This is a genomic window from Streptomyces albireticuli (genome assembly GCF_021228125.1).
GTDB classification, from domain to species: Bacteria; Actinomycetota; Actinomycetes; order Streptomycetales; family Streptomycetaceae; genus Streptomyces; species Streptomyces albireticuli.
Genome location: NZ_JAJQQS010000006.1, coordinates 44790 through 61135 on the forward strand (window position 1 = coordinate 44790; position 16346 = coordinate 61135).

The window sequence follows — 16346 nt, forward strand, 5'->3', positions numbered from 1 at the left end:
TGGTTCACGGGCCTGATCCGCCCGCCCGTTCACGGGCCGCGCCGGCTACGGGTCGCGGGACTCGGGCCGGCGCTTGCCGTCCAGCTCGTCCCACCACTCGTCCGACTTGGGGTCGCCGGAGGGGTCGTCCCACCAGCGGTCGTCCGGGCCCCTGCGGTTGGCCATGATCGCCGCCACGGGCGGGATCACCATGGCGACCAGGCACATCGCCACCGCGGCGGGCACCGACCACAGCCGCACGACGGCCCACGCCAGGACGAAGAGGCCGATGCAGCCGCCCATCATGGCGAAGTAGAGGTGGCGCCGCCGGGCGTACATGCCTCCACGGTACGACCGGGGGGAGGGCGGCGCGAAGGGCCGCGCCCCCGTTCAAGGCGTCCAACCCCGGGGTGCGGCCCTCCGGCCCGTCATGACCGTCCCACCGCCTCGGGGACGGCGGGACGGCGGTCCTCACGGTGCGCCGGAGGGGAGTCCGGCGGCCGTGTCAGACGGCGATGGCCACCTCGGCCAGGCCGCCCTTCTCCGCGACGACCGTACGGTCGGCGGTGCCGCCGGGCACGAGCGCCCGCAGCGTCCACCGGCCCTCGGCGGCGTAGAAGCGGAACTGCCCGGTCGCGGAGGTGGGCACCTCGGCGGTGAACTCGCCCTGCGAGTCCAGCAGGCGTACGTAACCGGTGACGGGCTCGCCGTCGCGGGTCACGGAACCCTGGATGGTGGTCTCACCGGGCTTGGCGGCCTGGGCGTCGGGGCCGCCGGCCTTTGCTCCACACATAGTGATCCTTAGGGAAGTCGGGCGGGGAGGGGAGGAGGGGGTCAGCCGTCGGCGCCGAGCTCGATCGGCACGCCGACCAGCGAGCCGTACTCGGTCCACGAGCCGTCGTAGTTGCGGACGTTCCGCTGGCCGAGCAGCTCGTGCAGGACGAACCAGGTGTGCGCGGAGCGCTCGCCGATGCGGCAGTAGGCGATGGTGTCCTTGGCCAGGTCCACGCCGGCCGCCTCGTAGAGCGACTTCAGCTCGTCGTCCGACTTGAAGGTGCCGTCGTCGTTGGCCGACTTGGACCAGGGGATGTTGCGGGCGCTCGGCACGTGGCCGGGGCGCTGCGACTGCTCCTGGGGGAGGTGCGCCGGGGCGAGCAGCTTGCCGCTGAACTCGTCGGGGGAGCGGACGTCGACGAGGTTGAGCGAGCCGATGGCGGCGATGACGTCGTCGCGGAACGCGCGGATCGAGCCGTCCTGGGGCTTCGCCTTGTACGCGGTGGCCTCGCGGCGCGGGACCTCGGCGACGAGGTCGCGGGAGTCCAGCTCCCACTTCTTGCGGCCGCCGTCGAGGAGCTTGACGTCCTGGTGCCCGTAGAGCTTGAAGTACCAGTAGGCGTACGCCGCGAACCAGTTGTTGTTGCCGCCGTAGAGGACGACCGTGTCGTCGTTGGCGATGCCCTTCGCGGAGAGGAGCTTCTCGAAGCCCTCCTGGTCGACGAAGTCACGGCGCACCGGGTCCTGGAGGTCGGTCTTCCAGTCGATCCGGACGGCGGTCCTGATGTGGTTCTTGTCGTAGGCCGAGGTGTCCTCGTCGACCTCGACGATGACGGTCTTCGGGTCGGCGGCGTCGATGCGGGCCTGGACCCAGTCGGCGTCCACCAGGACGTCACTACGGCTCATGCTGTTCTCCTCCGGGGCAGTTGCGGGGTGTGCGCGGGCGCGTACGAGCGCGCGGCGCCGCGCAGCGAGTGGTGTGGGAGGGCCTCGGCGGGGCCGAGGGGAAGGAGCGTGGGGCCGGCGCCTGCGGGAACCGGCGGGCCTGAGGTGGCCGACGGGACCGGCGTGGTCCGGCGGGCCGACGGGAAGGCGGCGGTCCGCCGGGGGCGTGCGCCCCGGTCAGACACGGCGACAGAGCATGGCGGCGACGCGGCACAGGTCGACTGCCCGCCGCTTCGTGAGGTCCGCCTGTCGCTTCATGCGTCCGATCGTAGGGACGGACGGACGCGCGTGTCACCGGTATGTCGAATACTGAGACAGGATCTTCCGGATCGTGGGACCCGTGTGACGTGAAGGGGGCGCTGGGGAGCGGATTCCGGCCGCCCGGAGACGGCCGGACGACAAGCGGTCTGTCGTACGGACATACCCGTCTCGCCGAATGGACGAGCCCGGTTCCGCCGGCGTTTCGGTCGGCGTTTCCGCCGGGGCTCCGCCGGGCCCGCCGCGGCCTCAGCCGGCCAGGTTGACCTTGCTGCCGGCCAGGGTGATCTCGATGCCGTCCGGGGTGGGGACGACCTTGTCCAGCGTGATGCCCTTGGGCAGGCCGTTCAGCTGCCGGTCGATGTCGATCTTCTGGCGGACGGCCTGCTCCAGGCCCGGGACGCCCTCGGCCGGGACCTCGTCGGCCCGCACCCGGACGGTGTTGCCGCCCTGCACGCTCACCGTGGAGTTCACGCTGCGCTCGACGGTCTGGCCCATGACCAGGACCTTGCCGGTCACCTTCACCTGGCTCTTGCCCGCCGCGTCGGTGCCGCCGTAGCCGATGGTCACGCCGGGGTCGGCGGCGGCCTTGGTGAGGTCGGCGTAGGAGATGCGGGCGGTGCCCGAGGCCCGGTCGGCGACGGCGGAGCTGAAGCTGCTGTCGATCCGCACGCCGTGCAGCGTGGCGTCGAAGCCCGAGACCTTTATCGACTCACGGCCGGCGCTCGCCGTGACGGCGTCGTCCAGCTTCACCTCGACCTCGTCGAGGCTGGAGCTCGCTATCTGGGTCAGGAAGGGGAAGCCCTTGATGGAGACCTTCGGTGTGCCCGAGAGCCCCTGACTGCTGCGGATCTTCTCGGCCGCCTGGTCCTCCGCGAAGTACACGGCGATCCGGTCGGCGGCGACGAAGAGCGCCCCCAGAACCACCAGGACGATCAGGGTTGTCCGTATCGCGCGCATCGAATTCTCTCGCTCCCCCGGGTCTGGGTCAGGCCCCTGCTAGTGCAGTGAGCCTAACCGGACCCGGGGGAAGAACGACGAGAGCATGATCGGACGACCCCGCCCTACCCCGCCCTTACGGGGCTTACGTGAGCGCGCGGCCGATCACATAGACCGCCGGAGCCGCCGCGGCCAGCGGGAGCGCGACGCCCGCCGTCATGTGCACGAAGCGGGACGGGTAGTCGTAGCTCGCCACCCGCAGGCCGACCAGCGCGCAGACGCCCGCCGCCAGGGCGAGCAGCGCCGCGGAGGCGCCCACGCCCGTCAGCTGGCCCGTGGCCACGCCGGAACCCGCCGCCGCGATCAGCGCGACGACCGGGGAGGCCATCGACGGCAGCGGCAGCGCGCGCGCCAGCGCCGCCACCGCGACACCCGCCGCGCCCACCACGACCGCGTCCGACGCGGAGGCCAGGTGCCCGGCCGCGACGACCGTGACGGCCGTCGAGGCGGCCGCCGCCGTGAGCCCGTAGAGGCGCTCGTCGGCCCCCGCGTGGCTGCGCAGCTGGAGCACGATCACCAGCAGCAGCCACACCCCGAGGGTGCCGATGAGCACCGTCGGCGCCTGGTCGGCGTCGGTGGCCAGCAGACCGATGTCCGCCGCCACGCCGCTCAGGAACGCCAGGGCGATGCCCTGCCGGGCCGGCCACATGCCGTTGAGCCGGAACCAGCCCGCCGCGGTGACCGCCTGGAGCAGCACCACCGGCACCGCCAGCGCGAACTCCCCCAGCGGCGCGGCCACCGCGAGCAGCGCCGCGAGCGCCGACGTCAGCAGCGCGGGCTTGAGGCCCGGCGACAGGATCTGCGGACGGCCCTCGGCCTTCGCCTTCTCGGCGGCGGTCAGCGGCCGCTCCGGGGCGGCCGCCGGCCCGTCGGCCTCCGGGCCGCCGGCGGCCTCGGGGGACTGGGCGGGCAGCCGGTGCCCGCCCGTCCCGGCCGGCCAGCCGGAGCCGTCCGGGCCGTCCTGGCCCGCGTGTCCGCCCTGCCCGGTCTGTGCGCCCTGTCCGGCCTGTGCGCCCTGTCCGGTGACGCCGTTCCGGCCGCCGTCGGTCCCCTGCCGGCCCGCGGCGTGGGCGTAGGAGCTGTCGAAGGAGTCTCCGTGCGAGGCGCCGTGCGCGCCGTGGAGCCCGCCGTGCGACGCGCCGTGCGCGCCGCCGCCGTTCGGGCCGCCGGGGTTCGGGCCACCGACGGGCGCGCCGCCGAAGGCGCCGTCGTAGGCCGCCGCCGGGTAGCCGTGGCCGCCGTCGGCCGCGTACGGGCCCGTGGCGCCCGCGCCGCCCGTGTCACCGGTGCGGTGGCCGGTGTGGTGACCGCCGCGCCCGCCCGGCGCGGACCGGTCGTCCGGGACCTCCTCCGGCAGCGCGCCGCCGTGCCACGGCGGGGTGCCGTAGCCGGTCCCGGTCCCGGCCGCCGGGGCGGGTGCGGGCGCCGGGGCGGTCGTCTCGGCGGGCCGCTGCCAGGTCTGGGTGTCCCAGGTCTGTGTCTGCCAGGTCTGCGTCACGGGGTCCTGCTGCGACGCGTAGTCCTGTCCGGCGCCGCCCTGGGTCGTCGGCCACGAGGCCGGGCCCTGGGGCTGCTGGGCGTGCGGCTGGTGCCGCGCGTGCGGCTGGTCGTGCTGCTGACCGAGCCCCTGCCCGTTTCCGTTGCCGTACGGGTCGTACGCCTGCTGCTGCGGCGCCTGGGGCTGCCGGCCGTACGGGTCGTACGCGTCGTAGCCGGCCGGGGCGCGCGGCGGCTCGTACTGCCGGTGCTGCTGCTGTCCGTGCTGTCCGTGCTGGTCCTGCTGGTCGTAGCCCTCGCCGCCCTGACGGCGGTAGGGGTCGTACGGCTCACGCGGCTCGTACGTGTTGTGCGGCTGCTCACTCATGGTGCCGGGGTCACCCTCCTGCGAAGGGCGGGAGCACCTCGACGGTGCCGCCCTCGGCCAGTTGGACCGTCGTGTGGTCGCGCGTGCCGACCGGGTCGCCGTCCACGAGGAAGGAGCAGCGCAGCAGCACCCGGGCGAACTCGGGCCGCTCCGCGTGCCGCCGCCGGGCCGCGTCGAGCGCCTCGGCGAGCGTGTGCGCCGCGTAGCCCTCCTCGGCCGTGCCCGCGGCGGCCTTCGCCGCGGCCCAGTACCGGATCGTGCCCGCCGGTCCGGGCTGCCTCGGCAGCTCTCCCGGCAGGGCCGGTTTCACCGGATGTGCCGGTTGTGTCGTCGCCACGGCGACCCCTTTCCTTCATCTGCGCCTCCCATGATGACGGGTGCCGGGCGGCCCTCGGCCGTCACGGGCGAAAACCTGAGGCCGCGTGGCGGGCCGCTCTCTTAGGCTTCGGGGTGTGTTGGTACGACTAATGCGGGCGTATCTGAGGCCCCACTCCAAACCGATTGCGATGGTCGTGCTGCTCCAGCTCGTCCAGACGCTGGCCACCCTCTACCTCCCGACCCTCAACGCGGACATCATCGACAACGGTGTCGTGAAGGGGGACACGGGCTACATCCTCGGCCTCGGCGGCTGGATGCTCGGCGTCACCGTCGTTCAGATCGTGTGCGCGACCGGGGCGGTGTACTACAGCGCCCGCACGGCCATGGCGCTCGGCCGCGACCTGCGGGCCGCCGTCTTCGACCGCGTGCAGTCCTTCTCCGCGCGCGAGGTGGGGCACTTCGGCGCGCCCTCGCTGATCACCCGTACCACCAATGACGTGCAGCAGGTCCAGATGCTGGTCCTGATGGCGTTCACCCTGATGGTCTCCGCCCCGATCATGTGCGTCGGCGGCATCGTGATGGCCCTCAACCAGGACGTGCCGCTCTCCGCGCTGCTGCTGGCCATCGTCCCCGTCCTCGGCGCCATCGTCTCGCTGATCATCTGGCGGATGCGACCCCTTTTCCGCGGCGTCCAGGAGCGCATCGACACCGTGAACCGGGTGCTGCGCGAGCAGATCACCGGTATCCGGGTGATCCGCGCCTTCGTCCGCGACGCCCATGAGCGCAAGCGCTTCCACGGCGCCAACACCGAGCTCATGGACGTGTCCCTGCGGGCCGGCCGGCTGATGTCGATGATGTTCCCGGCCGTGATGCTGGTCGTGAACCTCTCCTCGATCGCCGTGCTCTGGTTCGGCGGCCACCGCATCGAGAGCGGTGACATGGAGATCGGCGCGCTCACGGCCTTCCTCAACTACCTGATGCAGATCCTGATGGCCGTGATGATGGCCACCTTCATGTTCATGATGGTGCCGCGCGCCGAGGTCTGCGCCGAGCGCGTCCAGGAGGTCCTGGCCACCGACTCCAGCGTCGTACCGCCCGCCGAGCCGGTCACCCGGCTGCGCCGCGCGGGCCACCTGGAGCTGGCCGGTGTGGAGTTCCGCTACCCCGGCGCCGAGGAGCCCGTCCTGAAGGACGTCTCGCTGGTCGCCCGCCCCGGTGAGATCACCGCCGTCATCGGCTCGACCGGCAGCGGCAAGTCGACGCTGCTCGGCCTGGTGCCCCGGCTGTTCGACGCCACCGCCGGCGCGGTCCTCGTCGACGGCGTGGACGTACGCGACCTCGACCCGGCGCTGATGTCCGAGACGGTCGGTTTCGTCCCGCAGAAGCCTTTCCTCTTCTCCGGCACCGTCGCCTCAAACCTCCGCTACGGCAAGCCCGACGCGACCGACGAGGAGCTGTGGCACGCGCTGGAGACCGCGCAGGCCCGCGAGTTCGTCGAGAGCATGGAGCTGGGCCTGGAGGCACCGATCGCCCAGGGCGGCTCCAACGTCTCGGGCGGCCAGCGGCAGCGGCTGGCCATCGCCCGCACGCTGGTGCGGCGCCCGGAGATCTACCTCTTCGACGACTCCTTCTCCGCGCTCGACTACGCCACGGACGCGCGGCTGCGCGCCGCCCTGGCCCGCGAGACCGGGGACGCGACGGTCGTCATCGTCGCCCAGCGGGTGTCCACCATCCGCGACGCCCACCGGATCGTCGTCCTCGACGAGGGCCATGTCGTGGGCACCGGCACCCACGGCGAACTGATGGCGTCGAACGAGACCTACCGGGAGATCGTGCTCTCCCAGCTCACCGAGGAGGAGGCGGCGTGACGACCCCGCAGAAACCCGCGGGCGCGGGCTCCGGCTCCGGATCCGGCGAGGGTCCGGGCGCCGAGGAGACCCCCGCCGCCGGGAAGACCCCCGCCGCCCCCGGCGGCCCGGCCCGAAGAGGCCCCGCCCCCGCGACGGGCATCGCCCGCTTCATGGGCGGCCAGCCCACCGAGCGGTCCATGGACTTCGCCGGGTCCGGCAAGCGGCTCCTCGGCACGCTCCGCCCCGAGCGCGCCCTGCTCGTCGTCGCCCTGCTCCTGACCCTGGCGAGCGTCGCGCTCTCCGTCATCGGCCCCAAGATCCTCGGCCATGCCACCGACCTGATCTTCTCGGGCGTCGTCGGCAAGCGGTTCGACGAGGGCGGCACCAAGGCCGAGACCATCGAGCGGATACGCGCGAGCGGCGACGGCAAGGTCGCCGACCTGCTCTCCTCGGTGGACTTCACCCCCGGCCGGGGCATCGACTTCGACGCCGTCGGTCAGGTGCTGCTGTGGGTCCTGCTGATCTACGTCGGCGCGTCCCTCTTCGGCTTCCTCCAGGCCCGTATCGCCACCGTCGTCGTGCAGCGCGCCGTCTTCCGGCTGCGCGAGCAGGTCGAGGAGAAGCTGGGCCGGCTGCCGCTGAGCTACTTCGACAGGCAGCAGCGCGGCGAGGTCCTCTCCCGCGCCACGAACGACATCGACAACATCGCCCAGACCTTCCAGCAGACCCTGGGCCAGATCGTCACCTCGCTGCTGACGATCGTGGGCGTGCTGGCCGTGATGTTCTGGATCTCCTGGCTGCTGGCCCTGGTCGCGCTCGTGACCGTGCCGGTGTCCGTGATCGTCGCCACGAAGATCGGCAAGCGGGCGCAGCCGCAGTTCGTCGCCCAGTGGAAGACCACGGGCACGCTGAACGCCCACATCGAGGAGATGTACACGGGCCACGCCCTGGTGAAGGTCTTCGGCCGCCAGAAGGAGTCCGCGGAGATCTTCCGCAAGGAGAACGACGACCTCTACGAGGCCGGGTTCAAGGCGCAGTTCATCTCCGGCGTCATCCAGCCCGCGATGATGTTCATCGGCAACCTCAACTATGTGCTGGTCGCGGTCGTCGGCGGGCTGCGCGTGGCGAGCGGCGCGCTGTCCATCGGCGACGTCCAGGCGTTCGTGCAGTACTCGCGCCAGTTCAGCCAGCCGCTCACGCAGGTGGCCTCCATGGCCAACATGGTGCAGTCCGGCGTCGCCTCCGCCGAGCGGGTCTTCGAGCTCCTCGACGCGGAGGAGCAGTCGCCCGACGCGAAGGCCGCCCCGGTGCCGGAGCGGGTGCGCGGCGAGGTCGCCTTCGAGGAGGTCTCCTTCCGCTACGAGGCGGACAAGCCGCTCATCGAGGACCTGTCGCTCACGGTCCGGCCGGGCCAGACGGTCGCCATCGTCGGCCCCACGGGCGCCGGCAAGACCACCCTGGTGAACCTGCTGATGCGGTTCTACGAGGTGAACGGCGGCCGCATCACGCTGGACGGCGTCGACGTCGCCGAGATGTCCCGCGAGGAACTGCGCTCGCACATCGGCATGGTCCTCCAGGACACCTGGCTGTTCGGCGGGACGATCGCCGAGAACATCGCCTACGGCGCCGAGGGCGCCCCCATGGAGAAGATCGTCGAGGCGGCGAAGGCCACGCACGTGGACCGCTTCGTACGGACCCTGCCGGACGGCTACGACACCGTCATCGACGAGGAGGGCTCCAACGTCAGCGTCGGCGAGAAGCAGCTGATCACCATCGCGCGGGCGTTCCTCGCCGAGCCGGAGATCCTCGTCCTGGACGAGGCCACCAGCTCGGTCGACACCCGTACCGAGGTGCTCATCCAGCACGCCATGGCCAAGCTCCGCACGGGCCGCACGAGCTTCGTGATCGCCCACCGCCTGTCCACGATCCGCGACGCGGACGTGATCCTGGTGATGGAGTCGGGCCACATCGTGGAGCAGGGCACGCACGACTCCCTGCTGGCGGCGGAGGGCGCGTACGCCCGGCTTTACGCGGCGCAGTTCGCGGAGGCGGTGGTGGAAAACTAGCCTGTCCGGCGTTTGAGGACACCGCGCGGTAGCGCGGAAAGGGGGCCCGGGGGCGGAGCCCCCGGTTACGGGGAGGGGCGGGCAGGGGAAAAACTCCCCACCGCCCACTCCCCGATCCGCCCCAGCAACCCCGCCCCGGCCGCGGACTCCGCATGCCCGAACCCCGCCTCGATCCACAGCTCCGCATCCCCCGCCGCCGCCAGAGCCCGCGGATGGTCCAGCGGAAAATACGTATCGCGATCCCCGTGCACGATCAGCAACCGCCGCGGCGCGATCAACGGCACCGCCTCCGTGGGCGACAACGGCACCGGATCCCAGTCCTCCGCCCGCACCCGCGTCCGGAGGACGCACCGCGCCAGGAGCCGGCCCGACGGTCGTGAGATCGCCCAGTGCAGCCGCCGCATCGGCGCGGTGCCCCGGTAGTACCAGCGGGCGGGCGCGCTGACGGAGACGACCGTGTCGGCGTGTGCGTCGATGCGCCCCCCGTGCTCCTTGTCCCGTCCCTCCGTCGGCGTGTCCGCGCCCGCCGGAGCCGGCGGGTGGAGCGCGCCGTGCCGCAGCACCACCGACCCGCCCATCGAGAAGCCGACCGTGGCCACCCGCCGGTGCCCCAGGGAGCGCGCCCACCCCACCGCGGCGGCGAGGTCGAGCACTTCCAGATCGCCCAGCGTGGACCGCCCGCCCGATCCCCCGTGGCCCCGGAAGGAGAACGTGATCACGCCCGCGTACTGGGCGAACGCCCGCGCGGCGCGCCGTACGGCCGGACGGTCCAGCGAGCCGGTGAAGCCGTGCGCGACCACGATCGCGGGCGGCTCGGCGGCCCCCGTGCCCGGCCCGCGGTACGGCTCGTATTCCGCCTCGATCCGGACACCGTCCGCTGTCAAGAGGACGAGCCGATGACCACTCGAAGTGATCGACGAAACACAAGGTCGTGCAAAATCGTCCGTACCTCCGAAAGTCATGTGGGCTATTCTGCTGGGCAGAGAGGATCCGGGCAGAGTAGCCCCCGGATCCTTTTGTGCATTCAGACGCGCACGCGCGCGTATGAGCGCACGCGTGCTCCTAGGGCGCGCAGCCCTAACCGTACGAAGCAGAGCCGCATACTCCCCCGGGCCGGGGCCCGGGTGGTGCCCCCTTCGCAGGGACCGAGGAGGAACCGACGTCATGGGCGAGCGACGCGCGCAGATCCGCCGGAACGGAACGACGACCGAGGCGGGTGGCGGCCGATGAGCTCCCTGCTGCTCCTGACCAACGCCCTCCAGCCGTCCACCGAGGTGATCCCCGCCCTCGGCCTGCTGCTGCACAGCGTGCGGGTGGCCCCCGCCGAGGGCCCGGCCCTCGTGGACACCCCCGGGGCCGACGTCATACTGATCGACGGCCGCCGCGACCTGCCGCACGTCCGCAGCCTCTGCCAGCTGCTGCGCTCCACCGGGCCCGGCTGCCCGCTGATCCTGGTGGTCACCGAGGGCGGCCTGGCCGCCGTCACCGCCGACTGGGGCGTGGACGACGTCCTGCTGGACACGGCGGGCCCCGCCGAGGTCGAGGCGCGGCTCCGGCTGGCCATGGGCCGTCAGCAGATCTCCGTGGACGACAGCCCGATGGAGATCCGCACGGGCGACCTGTCCGTCGACGAGGCGACCTACAGCGCCAAGCTCAAGGGCCGGATACTGGATCTGACGTTCAAGGAGTTCGAGCTCCTGAAGTATCTGGCGCAGCACCCCGGCCGGGTCTTCACCCGCGCCCAGCTGCTCCAGGAGGTCTGGGGCTACGACTACTTCGGCGGCACCCGTACGGTCGACGTCCACGTCCGCCGGCTGCGCGCGAAGCTCGGCCCGGAACACGAGTCGCTGATCGGCACCGTCCGGAATGTCGGCTACCGCTTCGTGGTGCCGGAGAAGCCGGAGAAGGCCGAGCGCGTCGAGGACGCCAAGGCTTCCGGCGGCGCCGCCAAGGAGTCCGCGCCCGCCACCCGGTCGGAGGAGCCGGAGGCGTCGGAATCCGGGGCCGCTCGACCGGCCAAACGCTAGGTGGACCCGCGTAGACTGCCCGGCGTGGCCAAGGTGACGCGGGACGATGTGGCGAGACTTGCGGGGACGTCGACCGCGGTCGTCAGCTATGTCATCAACAACGGTCCGAGGCCGGTGGCCCCGGCCACGCGCGAGCGTGTGCTGGCCGCGATCAAGGAGCTGGGCTACCGCCCCGACCGCGTGGCCCAGGCGATGGCGTCCCGGCGGACGGATCTCATAGGCCTGATCGTCCCGGACGCGCGCCAGCCGTTCTTCGCCGAGATGGCGCACGCCGTCGAGCAGGCGGCCGCCGAGCGCGGGAAGATGGTCCTCGTCGGGAACTCCGACTACCTCGACGAGCGCGAAGTGCACTATTTGCGCGCTTTCCTGGGAATGCGCGTCTCCGGTCTGATCCTCATCAGCCAGGGTCCCAGTGAGCACGCCGCGACGGAGATCGACGCCTGGGACGCCCGGGTCGTCCTGATGCACCGCCGCCCGGACGCCATCGACGACGTCGCCGTCGTCACGGACGACGTGGGCGGCGCCCAGCTCGCCACCCGCCACCTCCTGGAGCACGGTCACCCGTACGTCGCCTGCCTCGGCGGCACCGAGGAGACCCCCACCGTCGGCGACCCCGTCACCGACCATGTCGAGGGCTGGCGCCGGGCCATGCGCGAGGCCGGGAAGTCCCTGGAGGGCCGGCTCTTCCAGGCCCCGTACAACCGCTACGACGCCTATCAGGTCGCCCTCAAGATCCTCTCCGGCCCCGACCGCCCCCCGGCCCTGCTCTGTGCCACGGACGACCAGGCCATCGGCGTCCTGCGCGCCGCCCGCGAGCTGCGCATCGACGTGCCGGGCGAGCTGGCCGTGGCCGGTTTCGACGACGTCAAGGAAGCGGCGCTGACCGACCCGCCGCTGACGACGGTCGCCTCCGACCGCATCGCGATGGCCCGCTCGGCGGTCGATCTCGTCCTGGACGACGCCCTGAGGTTCGCCGGCTCGCGCCGCGAGCGGCTGAAGCAGTTCCCGTCGGCGCTGGTCGTCCGCCGCTCCTGCGGCTGCGGCGGCTGAGGGACTCACCCGGCACGGCCCGCTCACACGTCACGGCGCCGCACGAGGACCAGCGCCAGGGCGACCGCTGCCGTCGGCCACAGCGCGTACGCCACCCAGGACTGGGTGAGCGTGGCGGTGTGCAGGGGGATCAGGGAATCGGCCTGCGAGGGCACCCAGTCCATGGTGAGCCGCTGCCAGGCGCTGTCCACCATCATGTTCCGGACCTCCGCCGACCAGCGCTTCTCCGTCGAGAAGAACATCGGCAGCATCAGCAGCGTGAACGTGGTGGTCACCATGGCCGTGGCGCTGTGCCGGATCAGGAAGCCGAGGCCCAGCCCCAGCAGCGCGCAGACCGGGGCCAGCAGCGCTGACGCCACCAGGGCCCGGACCGCCCCCGGATGACCGAGGGTGATCCCGGCGTCCCGTCCGCTGAGGATGGTTTGCGAGACCGCGAACGAGCAGGCGGCGACGGACAGGCCGACCACGGTCCACAGCGCGGCGGTGACGACCGCCTTCGCGGCCACCACGGCGCCCCGGGCGGGGACGGCCACCGTGGTCGTACGGATCAGCCCGCTGCCGTACTCGCCGGTGGCGGTGACAGCGCCGACGCACCCGGCCGCGAGCATCAGCGACATGTAACCGGCCGCCGGGAAGGCATCGTGCAAGGAGAACGGATGTTCTCGCTGGGTCTCGGGGCTGTAGCCGGGGAAGTTGTTGTAGTCCGCCATGGCCGCGGCCACGGCCGCGCCGATGACGACGAGCGTGACGAGGGCGAGCGTCCAGGAGGTGGAGCGCAGCGACCGGATCTTGATCCATTCGGCGGCGACGAGATCGGCGAAGCGGACGGGCGGTGGGGTGACGGCCGGTCGGCCGACGGGCACGGCCATCGGTGTCTTCGGTGTCATCGGTGTCATCGGGTTCCTCCGGCCAGGTATTCGACGCTGTCGGCCGTGAGTGCCATGAACGCCTCCTCCAAGGTGGCGGCGCGGGTGGTCAGTTCGTGGAGCAGGACGCCGTTCTCGAACGCGAGGGCGGCGATGCGGTCCGCGGGCAGCCCGGTCACGACGAGCTTCCCGGCCCCCGCCGCCCCCTCGCGCCCGCCCTCGCCCTCGCCCTCGACGGAGGCGCCGGCGGCCGTCAGCACGGCGGTCAGCTCGGCGGGCCGCGGAGTGGCCACCGTGACGCTCAGCCGGGTGCCGCGGGCGGCGAAGTCCCGTACGGACTCGGCGGTGATGAGCCGGCCCTGGCCGATGACGACGAGGTCGTCGGCGGTCTGTTCCATCTCCGACATCAGATGGCTGGAGAGGAAGACCGTGCGGCCCTCGGCGGCCAGCCTGCGGAAGAGACGGCGCACCCAGAGCACGCCTTCCGGGTCCATGCCGTTGACGGGTTCGTCGAAGATCAGTACGGGCGGGTCGCCGAGCAGGGCGGTCGCGATGCCGAGCCGCTGCCGCATGCCGAGCGAGAACCCGCCGACCCGGCGCCGCGCCGCGTCGGCGAGGCCCACCTCCTCCAGAACCTCGGTCACCCGCCGCGCGCCGATGCCGTTGCCGCGGGCGAGGGCGGACAGATGGGCCCGGGCGGTGCGCCCGCCGTGCACATGGCCCGCGTCGAGGAGGGCGCCGGCGTGGTGCAGCCCGCGGCGGTGGGCGCGGAAGGGGACGCCGCCGACGGTGGCGGTCCCGGAGGTGGGCGCGTCCAGGCCGAGGACCATCCGCAGCGTGGTGGACTTGCCGGAGCCGTTGGGACCGAGGAAGCCGGTGACCCGGCCGGGCCGGACGGTGAAGGACAGGCGGTCGACGGCGGTCTTGCCGCCGTAGCGCTTGGTGAGTTCGTTGACTTCGATCACGGGCTCCACTCTGCTCGGGCGGCCGCGGCCGGGCATGGGCCCGTGGGAGGCAATCCGGGAAGGTGGCACTGGCCCACGGGTGTAAGCCCGGGGGCCGATGTCGTGCGCGGTGCCACGCGGTTAATGTCCCGTCATGAACACCACAGCACCCGCCCCGACGCCGTCCGCCGTGCCGCGCCGGGGTGCGGCCTGGGCCGGCGCCGGCCTGTACTTCGCCGTGCTGGTCCTGCTGGTCGGAGGCGCGCCGCTGGCCTCGGGCGGTTTCCACGCGCTCGGTTCGCTGCTCGCCGTGAGCCTGCTCACCGGCCTGTTCCGGCGGGCACCGGCGGCGGCGTGGGCGCTGACGCTCGTAGGGTCGCTGGCGGTCCTCCTGACCGGTACCGACCCCGGCCCGGACCGGTTCCTGACGCTCGCGGCGGTGGACGTGGCCCTGGGCGTCGTCGTCGCGACGAGGCGGGGCCGGATCCCGGTCGCGGCCGGGGCGGTGACGTTGACCGCGCAGTTCCTGTCCGTCGGCCTCTTCTGGCACCGGCCGGGCACTCTGGTGGGCACGGCGGTGATCGCCCTCATGGCCATGGTCACCTCGTGCGCGGTCGGCATGCTGGCCCGCGAGCGCCGCGAGCACACGGTGGCGCTGCGCTCCCAGGAGGTGGCGGAGGCCGTGACCGCCGAACGGCTGCGGATCGCCCGCGAGCTGCACGACATGGTCGCGCACAGCATCGGCATCATCGCGATCCAGGCCGGGGTGGGCAGCCGGGTCATCGAGACCCAGCCGGCGGAGGCGCGGGAGGCGCTGCGGAACATCGAGTCCACGAGCCGGGAGACGCTGTCCGGGCTGCGGCGCACACTGGTGGCGCTGCGGCAGGCGGGGCCGGTGGGGGAACCGGCCGCTGCGCCGGGGTCGTCCGGGCGGGCGCCGCGGGAGCCCGCGCCGGGGCTCGCGGACCTCGACCGGCTGGCGGCGGCGACCGCGGACGCGGGCGTCCGCGTCGACGTGCGGCGACGCGGCGAACCGCGCCCGCTGCCCGCGGACATCGAGCTGTCCGCGTACCGCATCGTGCAGGAGGCGCTGACCAACGTGGTCCGCCACGCGGGCACCGGGAGCTGCCGGGTGACCGTCGACTACGGCGAGGAGGAACTGTCGGTGGAGGTCGTCGACGACGGGCGGGGGACGGCCGGGGGAGCGGCCCCGGACGGCCAGGGCTTCGGCCTCGTGGGCATGCGGGAGCGGGCGGGACTGCTGCACGGGACGTTCAGCGCGGGCCCGCGGCCGGAGGGGGGCTTCAGAGTGGCGGCGGGGTTGCCGGTGCCGGAGCGTGTGCTGGTGCCGGAGGCACGTACGGGCGCGGATGTGACGTCGGGGGAGGCCCGGTGAGCGGCTTCCCGAGCCCTGAGGTGGGTGGTCCCGGACGTGGTGGCGTTTCGGCCGGCGGGTCCGGGCTTTCGGGGTCCGGGGCGGAGGGCTCCGGTCCCACCGGGTCTGCCGGCCCCGGGGCCGCGATGTCCCCGGACCCGGTGGCGGGGGATCCGCCGCCCGGCCGCCCCGTGCGGGTCCTGCTCGCCGACGACCAGCCGCTCGTACGGTCCGGCCTCCGCGTCCTCATGGCCGACGCGCCCGACCTGGACGTCGTCGGCGAGGCCGCGACCGGTGCCGAGGCCGTCCGGCTCGCCCGTGACCTACGTCCCGACGTGGTGGTCATGGACATCCGCATGCCCGGCATGGACGGCATCGAGGCCACCCGCCTGATCACCTCCGACCCGGCGTCGGCGACCGCCGTCCTGATGCTCACCACCTTCGACGAGGACGAACACGTCTACGGCGCCCTCCGCGCCGGGGCCGGCGGCTTCGCGGTCAAGGACATGGCGCTGGACGACATCCTGGCGGCGGTCCGCGTGGTCGCCGCGGGCGACGCGCTGATCGCGCCGGGGGTGACGCGGCGCCTGATCGCGGACTTCGTGCGCCGCCCGGAGCCGGTGGCGGAGCCGCCCGCGGTGAGGGTGGTGGACGGCATCACCGAGCGGGAGCGGGAGGTGCTGACGCTGGTCGGGCGGGGGCGGTCGAACGGTGAGATCGCGGAAGAGCTGTTCATCAGCGTGGCGACGGCGAAGTCGCATGTGGCGCGGCTGTTCGTGAAGCTGGGCGCGCGGGATCGGGTGCGGCTGGTGATCGCGGCGTATGAGATGGGGTTGGTGGGGGCGTCGGGGGCGTCGGGGTGAGGGCCGGGTGCGGGTCGGTGCGGGGCGGGGTGCCGCTGCGCGGGGCTTTTTCCCCTACCCGCCCCTTCCCGTAACCGGGGGCTTCGCCCCCGGACCCCCGGCCGCGCTGACGCGCGGTGTCCTCAAGCGCCGGACGGGCTGGTGGAGCGTCTCCGGGAACACGCGGGC

General features: G+C 73.0%; 16 protein-coding genes. 6 read left to right on the plus strand and 10 right to left on the minus strand.

What is annotated here, in order from left to right:
- Positions 1–45 precede the first annotated feature (45 nt).
- From LUZ64_RS13165 to LUZ64_RS13190, 7 genes are all read right to left on the minus strand, one after another.
- Positions 46–318 (minus strand): DUF3099 domain-containing protein, encoded by a 273-nt coding sequence (locus tag LUZ64_RS13165; RefSeq protein ID WP_095578446.1) that lies wholly within the window; start codon positions 316–318, stop codon positions 46–48.
- Between the two features lie 166 nt (positions 319–484).
- Entirely contained in the window at positions 485–772 is a 288-nt protein-coding gene (locus tag LUZ64_RS13170) for a DUF1416 domain-containing protein (protein ID WP_095578445.1), read from the minus strand.
- A 41-nt stretch (positions 773–813) separates the two neighbouring features.
- Positions 814–1659, minus strand: a complete 846-nt coding sequence (locus LUZ64_RS13175; protein WP_095578444.1) for a sulfurtransferase — start codon at positions 1657–1659, stop codon at positions 814–816.
- Positions 1660–1875: 216 nt separating this feature from the next.
- A complete protein-coding gene (locus tag LUZ64_RS37725; protein WP_356454418.1) occupies positions 1876–1956 on the minus strand; it encodes a putative leader peptide in 81 nt (26 codons plus the stop codon).
- Between the two features lie 249 nt (positions 1957–2205).
- Positions 2206–2916 (minus strand): LmeA family phospholipid-binding protein, encoded by a 711-nt coding sequence (locus tag LUZ64_RS13180; RefSeq protein ID WP_095578443.1) that lies wholly within the window; start codon positions 2914–2916, stop codon positions 2206–2208.
- A gap of 124 nt (positions 2917–3040) precedes the next feature.
- Entirely contained in the window at positions 3041–4819 is a 1779-nt protein-coding gene (locus LUZ64_RS13185) for a hypothetical protein (protein WP_211304899.1), read from the minus strand.
- Positions 4820–4829: 10 nt separating this feature from the next.
- Positions 4830–5105: a MoaD/ThiS family protein gene (locus LUZ64_RS13190; RefSeq protein WP_087930501.1), complete on the minus strand. Its 276-nt coding sequence runs from the start codon at positions 5103–5105 to the stop codon at positions 4830–4832.
- Positions 5106–5271: 166 nt separating this feature from the next.
- Here LUZ64_RS13190 and LUZ64_RS13195 point away from each other — a divergent pair, with 166 nt between their 5' ends.
- Both LUZ64_RS13195 and LUZ64_RS13200 read left to right on the plus strand, forming a co-directional pair.
- Entirely contained in the window at positions 5272–7005 is a 1734-nt protein-coding gene (locus LUZ64_RS13195; RefSeq protein ID WP_095578442.1) for an ABC transporter ATP-binding protein, read from the plus strand.
- 152 nt (positions 7006–7157) lie between these two features.
- Complete coding sequence (locus LUZ64_RS13200; RefSeq protein WP_095583751.1) at positions 7158–9053, plus strand: ABC transporter ATP-binding protein; 1896 nt, start codon at positions 7158–7160, stop codon at positions 9051–9053.
- A gap of 65 nt (positions 9054–9118) precedes the next feature.
- Here the strand turns inward: LUZ64_RS13200 and LUZ64_RS13205 are convergent, their stop codons facing one another.
- Positions 9119–10015 carry an alpha/beta hydrolase gene (locus LUZ64_RS13205; protein ID WP_232390483.1) on the minus strand — a complete coding sequence of 299 codons (897 nt, stop codon included), beginning with the start codon at positions 10013–10015 and terminating at the stop codon, positions 9119–9121.
- A 264-nt stretch (positions 10016–10279) separates the two neighbouring features.
- Here LUZ64_RS13205 and LUZ64_RS13210 point away from each other — a divergent pair, with 264 nt between their 5' ends.
- Positions 10280–11080: a response regulator transcription factor gene (locus LUZ64_RS13210; RefSeq protein WP_095582377.1), complete on the plus strand. Its 801-nt coding sequence runs from the start codon at positions 10280–10282 to the stop codon at positions 11078–11080.
- A gap of 24 nt (positions 11081–11104) precedes the next feature.
- Positions 11105–12130, plus strand: coding sequence for a LacI family DNA-binding transcriptional regulator (locus LUZ64_RS13215; protein ID WP_095582378.1), 1026 nt, complete (start codon positions 11105–11107; stop codon positions 12128–12130).
- Between the two features lie 23 nt (positions 12131–12153).
- Here the strand turns inward: LUZ64_RS13215 and LUZ64_RS13220 are convergent, their stop codons facing one another.
- Together LUZ64_RS13220 and LUZ64_RS13225 are read right to left on the minus strand one after the other, a co-directional pair.
- Positions 12154–13017 carry an ABC transporter permease gene (locus LUZ64_RS13220; protein ID WP_143593248.1) on the minus strand — a complete coding sequence of 288 codons (864 nt, stop codon included), beginning with the start codon at positions 13015–13017 and terminating at the stop codon, positions 12154–12156.
- A gap of 5 nt (positions 13018–13022) precedes the next feature.
- Positions 13023–13961: an ABC transporter ATP-binding protein gene (locus LUZ64_RS13225; RefSeq protein WP_211305070.1), complete on the minus strand. Its 939-nt coding sequence runs from the start codon at positions 13959–13961 to the stop codon at positions 13023–13025.
- A 133-nt stretch (positions 13962–14094) separates the two neighbouring features.
- Between LUZ64_RS13225 and LUZ64_RS13230 the strand changes: the two genes are divergently transcribed.
- Both LUZ64_RS13230 and LUZ64_RS13235 read left to right on the plus strand, forming a co-directional pair.
- A complete protein-coding gene (locus tag LUZ64_RS13230) occupies positions 14095–15336 on the plus strand; it encodes a sensor histidine kinase (RefSeq protein ID WP_095582381.1) in 1242 nt (413 codons plus the stop codon).
- A gap of 125 nt (positions 15337–15461) precedes the next feature.
- Positions 15462–16178, plus strand: coding sequence for a response regulator (locus tag LUZ64_RS13235; protein ID WP_232390482.1), 717 nt, complete (start codon positions 15462–15464; stop codon positions 16176–16178).
- Positions 16179–16346: the final 168 nt, after the last annotated feature.

Coding starts and splice junctions, on each gene's coding strand:
- LUZ64_RS13220 (WP_143593248.1), bottom strand. CDS start 13,017: ATGACACCGAAGACACCGATGGCCGTGCCCGTCGGCCGACCGGCCGTC.
- LUZ64_RS13200 (WP_095583751.1), top strand. CDS start 7,158: ATGGGCGGCCAGCCCACCGAGCGGTCCATGGACTTCGCCGGGTCCGGC.
- LUZ64_RS13170 (WP_095578445.1), bottom strand. CDS start 772: ATGTGTGGAGCAAAGGCCGGCGGCCCCGACGCCCAGGCCGCCAAGCCC.
- LUZ64_RS13230 (WP_095582381.1), top strand. CDS start 14,095: ATGAACACCACAGCACCCGCCCCGACGCCGTCCGCCGTGCCGCGCCGG.
- LUZ64_RS13210 (WP_095582377.1), top strand. CDS start 10,280: ATGAGCTCCCTGCTGCTCCTGACCAACGCCCTCCAGCCGTCCACCGAG.
- LUZ64_RS13175 (WP_095578444.1), bottom strand. CDS start 1,659: ATGAGCCGTAGTGACGTCCTGGTGGACGCCGACTGGGTCCAGGCCCGC.
- LUZ64_RS13235 (WP_232390482.1), top strand. CDS start 15,462: ATGTCCCCGGACCCGGTGGCGGGGGATCCGCCGCCCGGCCGCCCCGTG.
- LUZ64_RS37725 (WP_356454418.1), bottom strand. CDS start 1,956: ATGAAGCGACAGGCGGACCTCACGAAGCGGCGGGCAGTCGACCTGTGC.
- LUZ64_RS13180 (WP_095578443.1), bottom strand. CDS start 2,916: ATGCGCGCGATACGGACAACCCTGATCGTCCTGGTGGTTCTGGGGGCG.
- LUZ64_RS13185 (WP_211304899.1), bottom strand. CDS start 4,819: ATGAGTGAGCAGCCGCACAACACGTACGAGCCGCGTGAGCCGTACGAC.
- LUZ64_RS13165 (WP_095578446.1), bottom strand. CDS start 318: ATGTACGCCCGGCGGCGCCACCTCTACTTCGCCATGATGGGCGGCTGC.
- LUZ64_RS13205 (WP_232390483.1), bottom strand. CDS start 10,015: ATGACTTTCGGAGGTACGGACGATTTTGCACGACCTTGTGTTTCGTCG.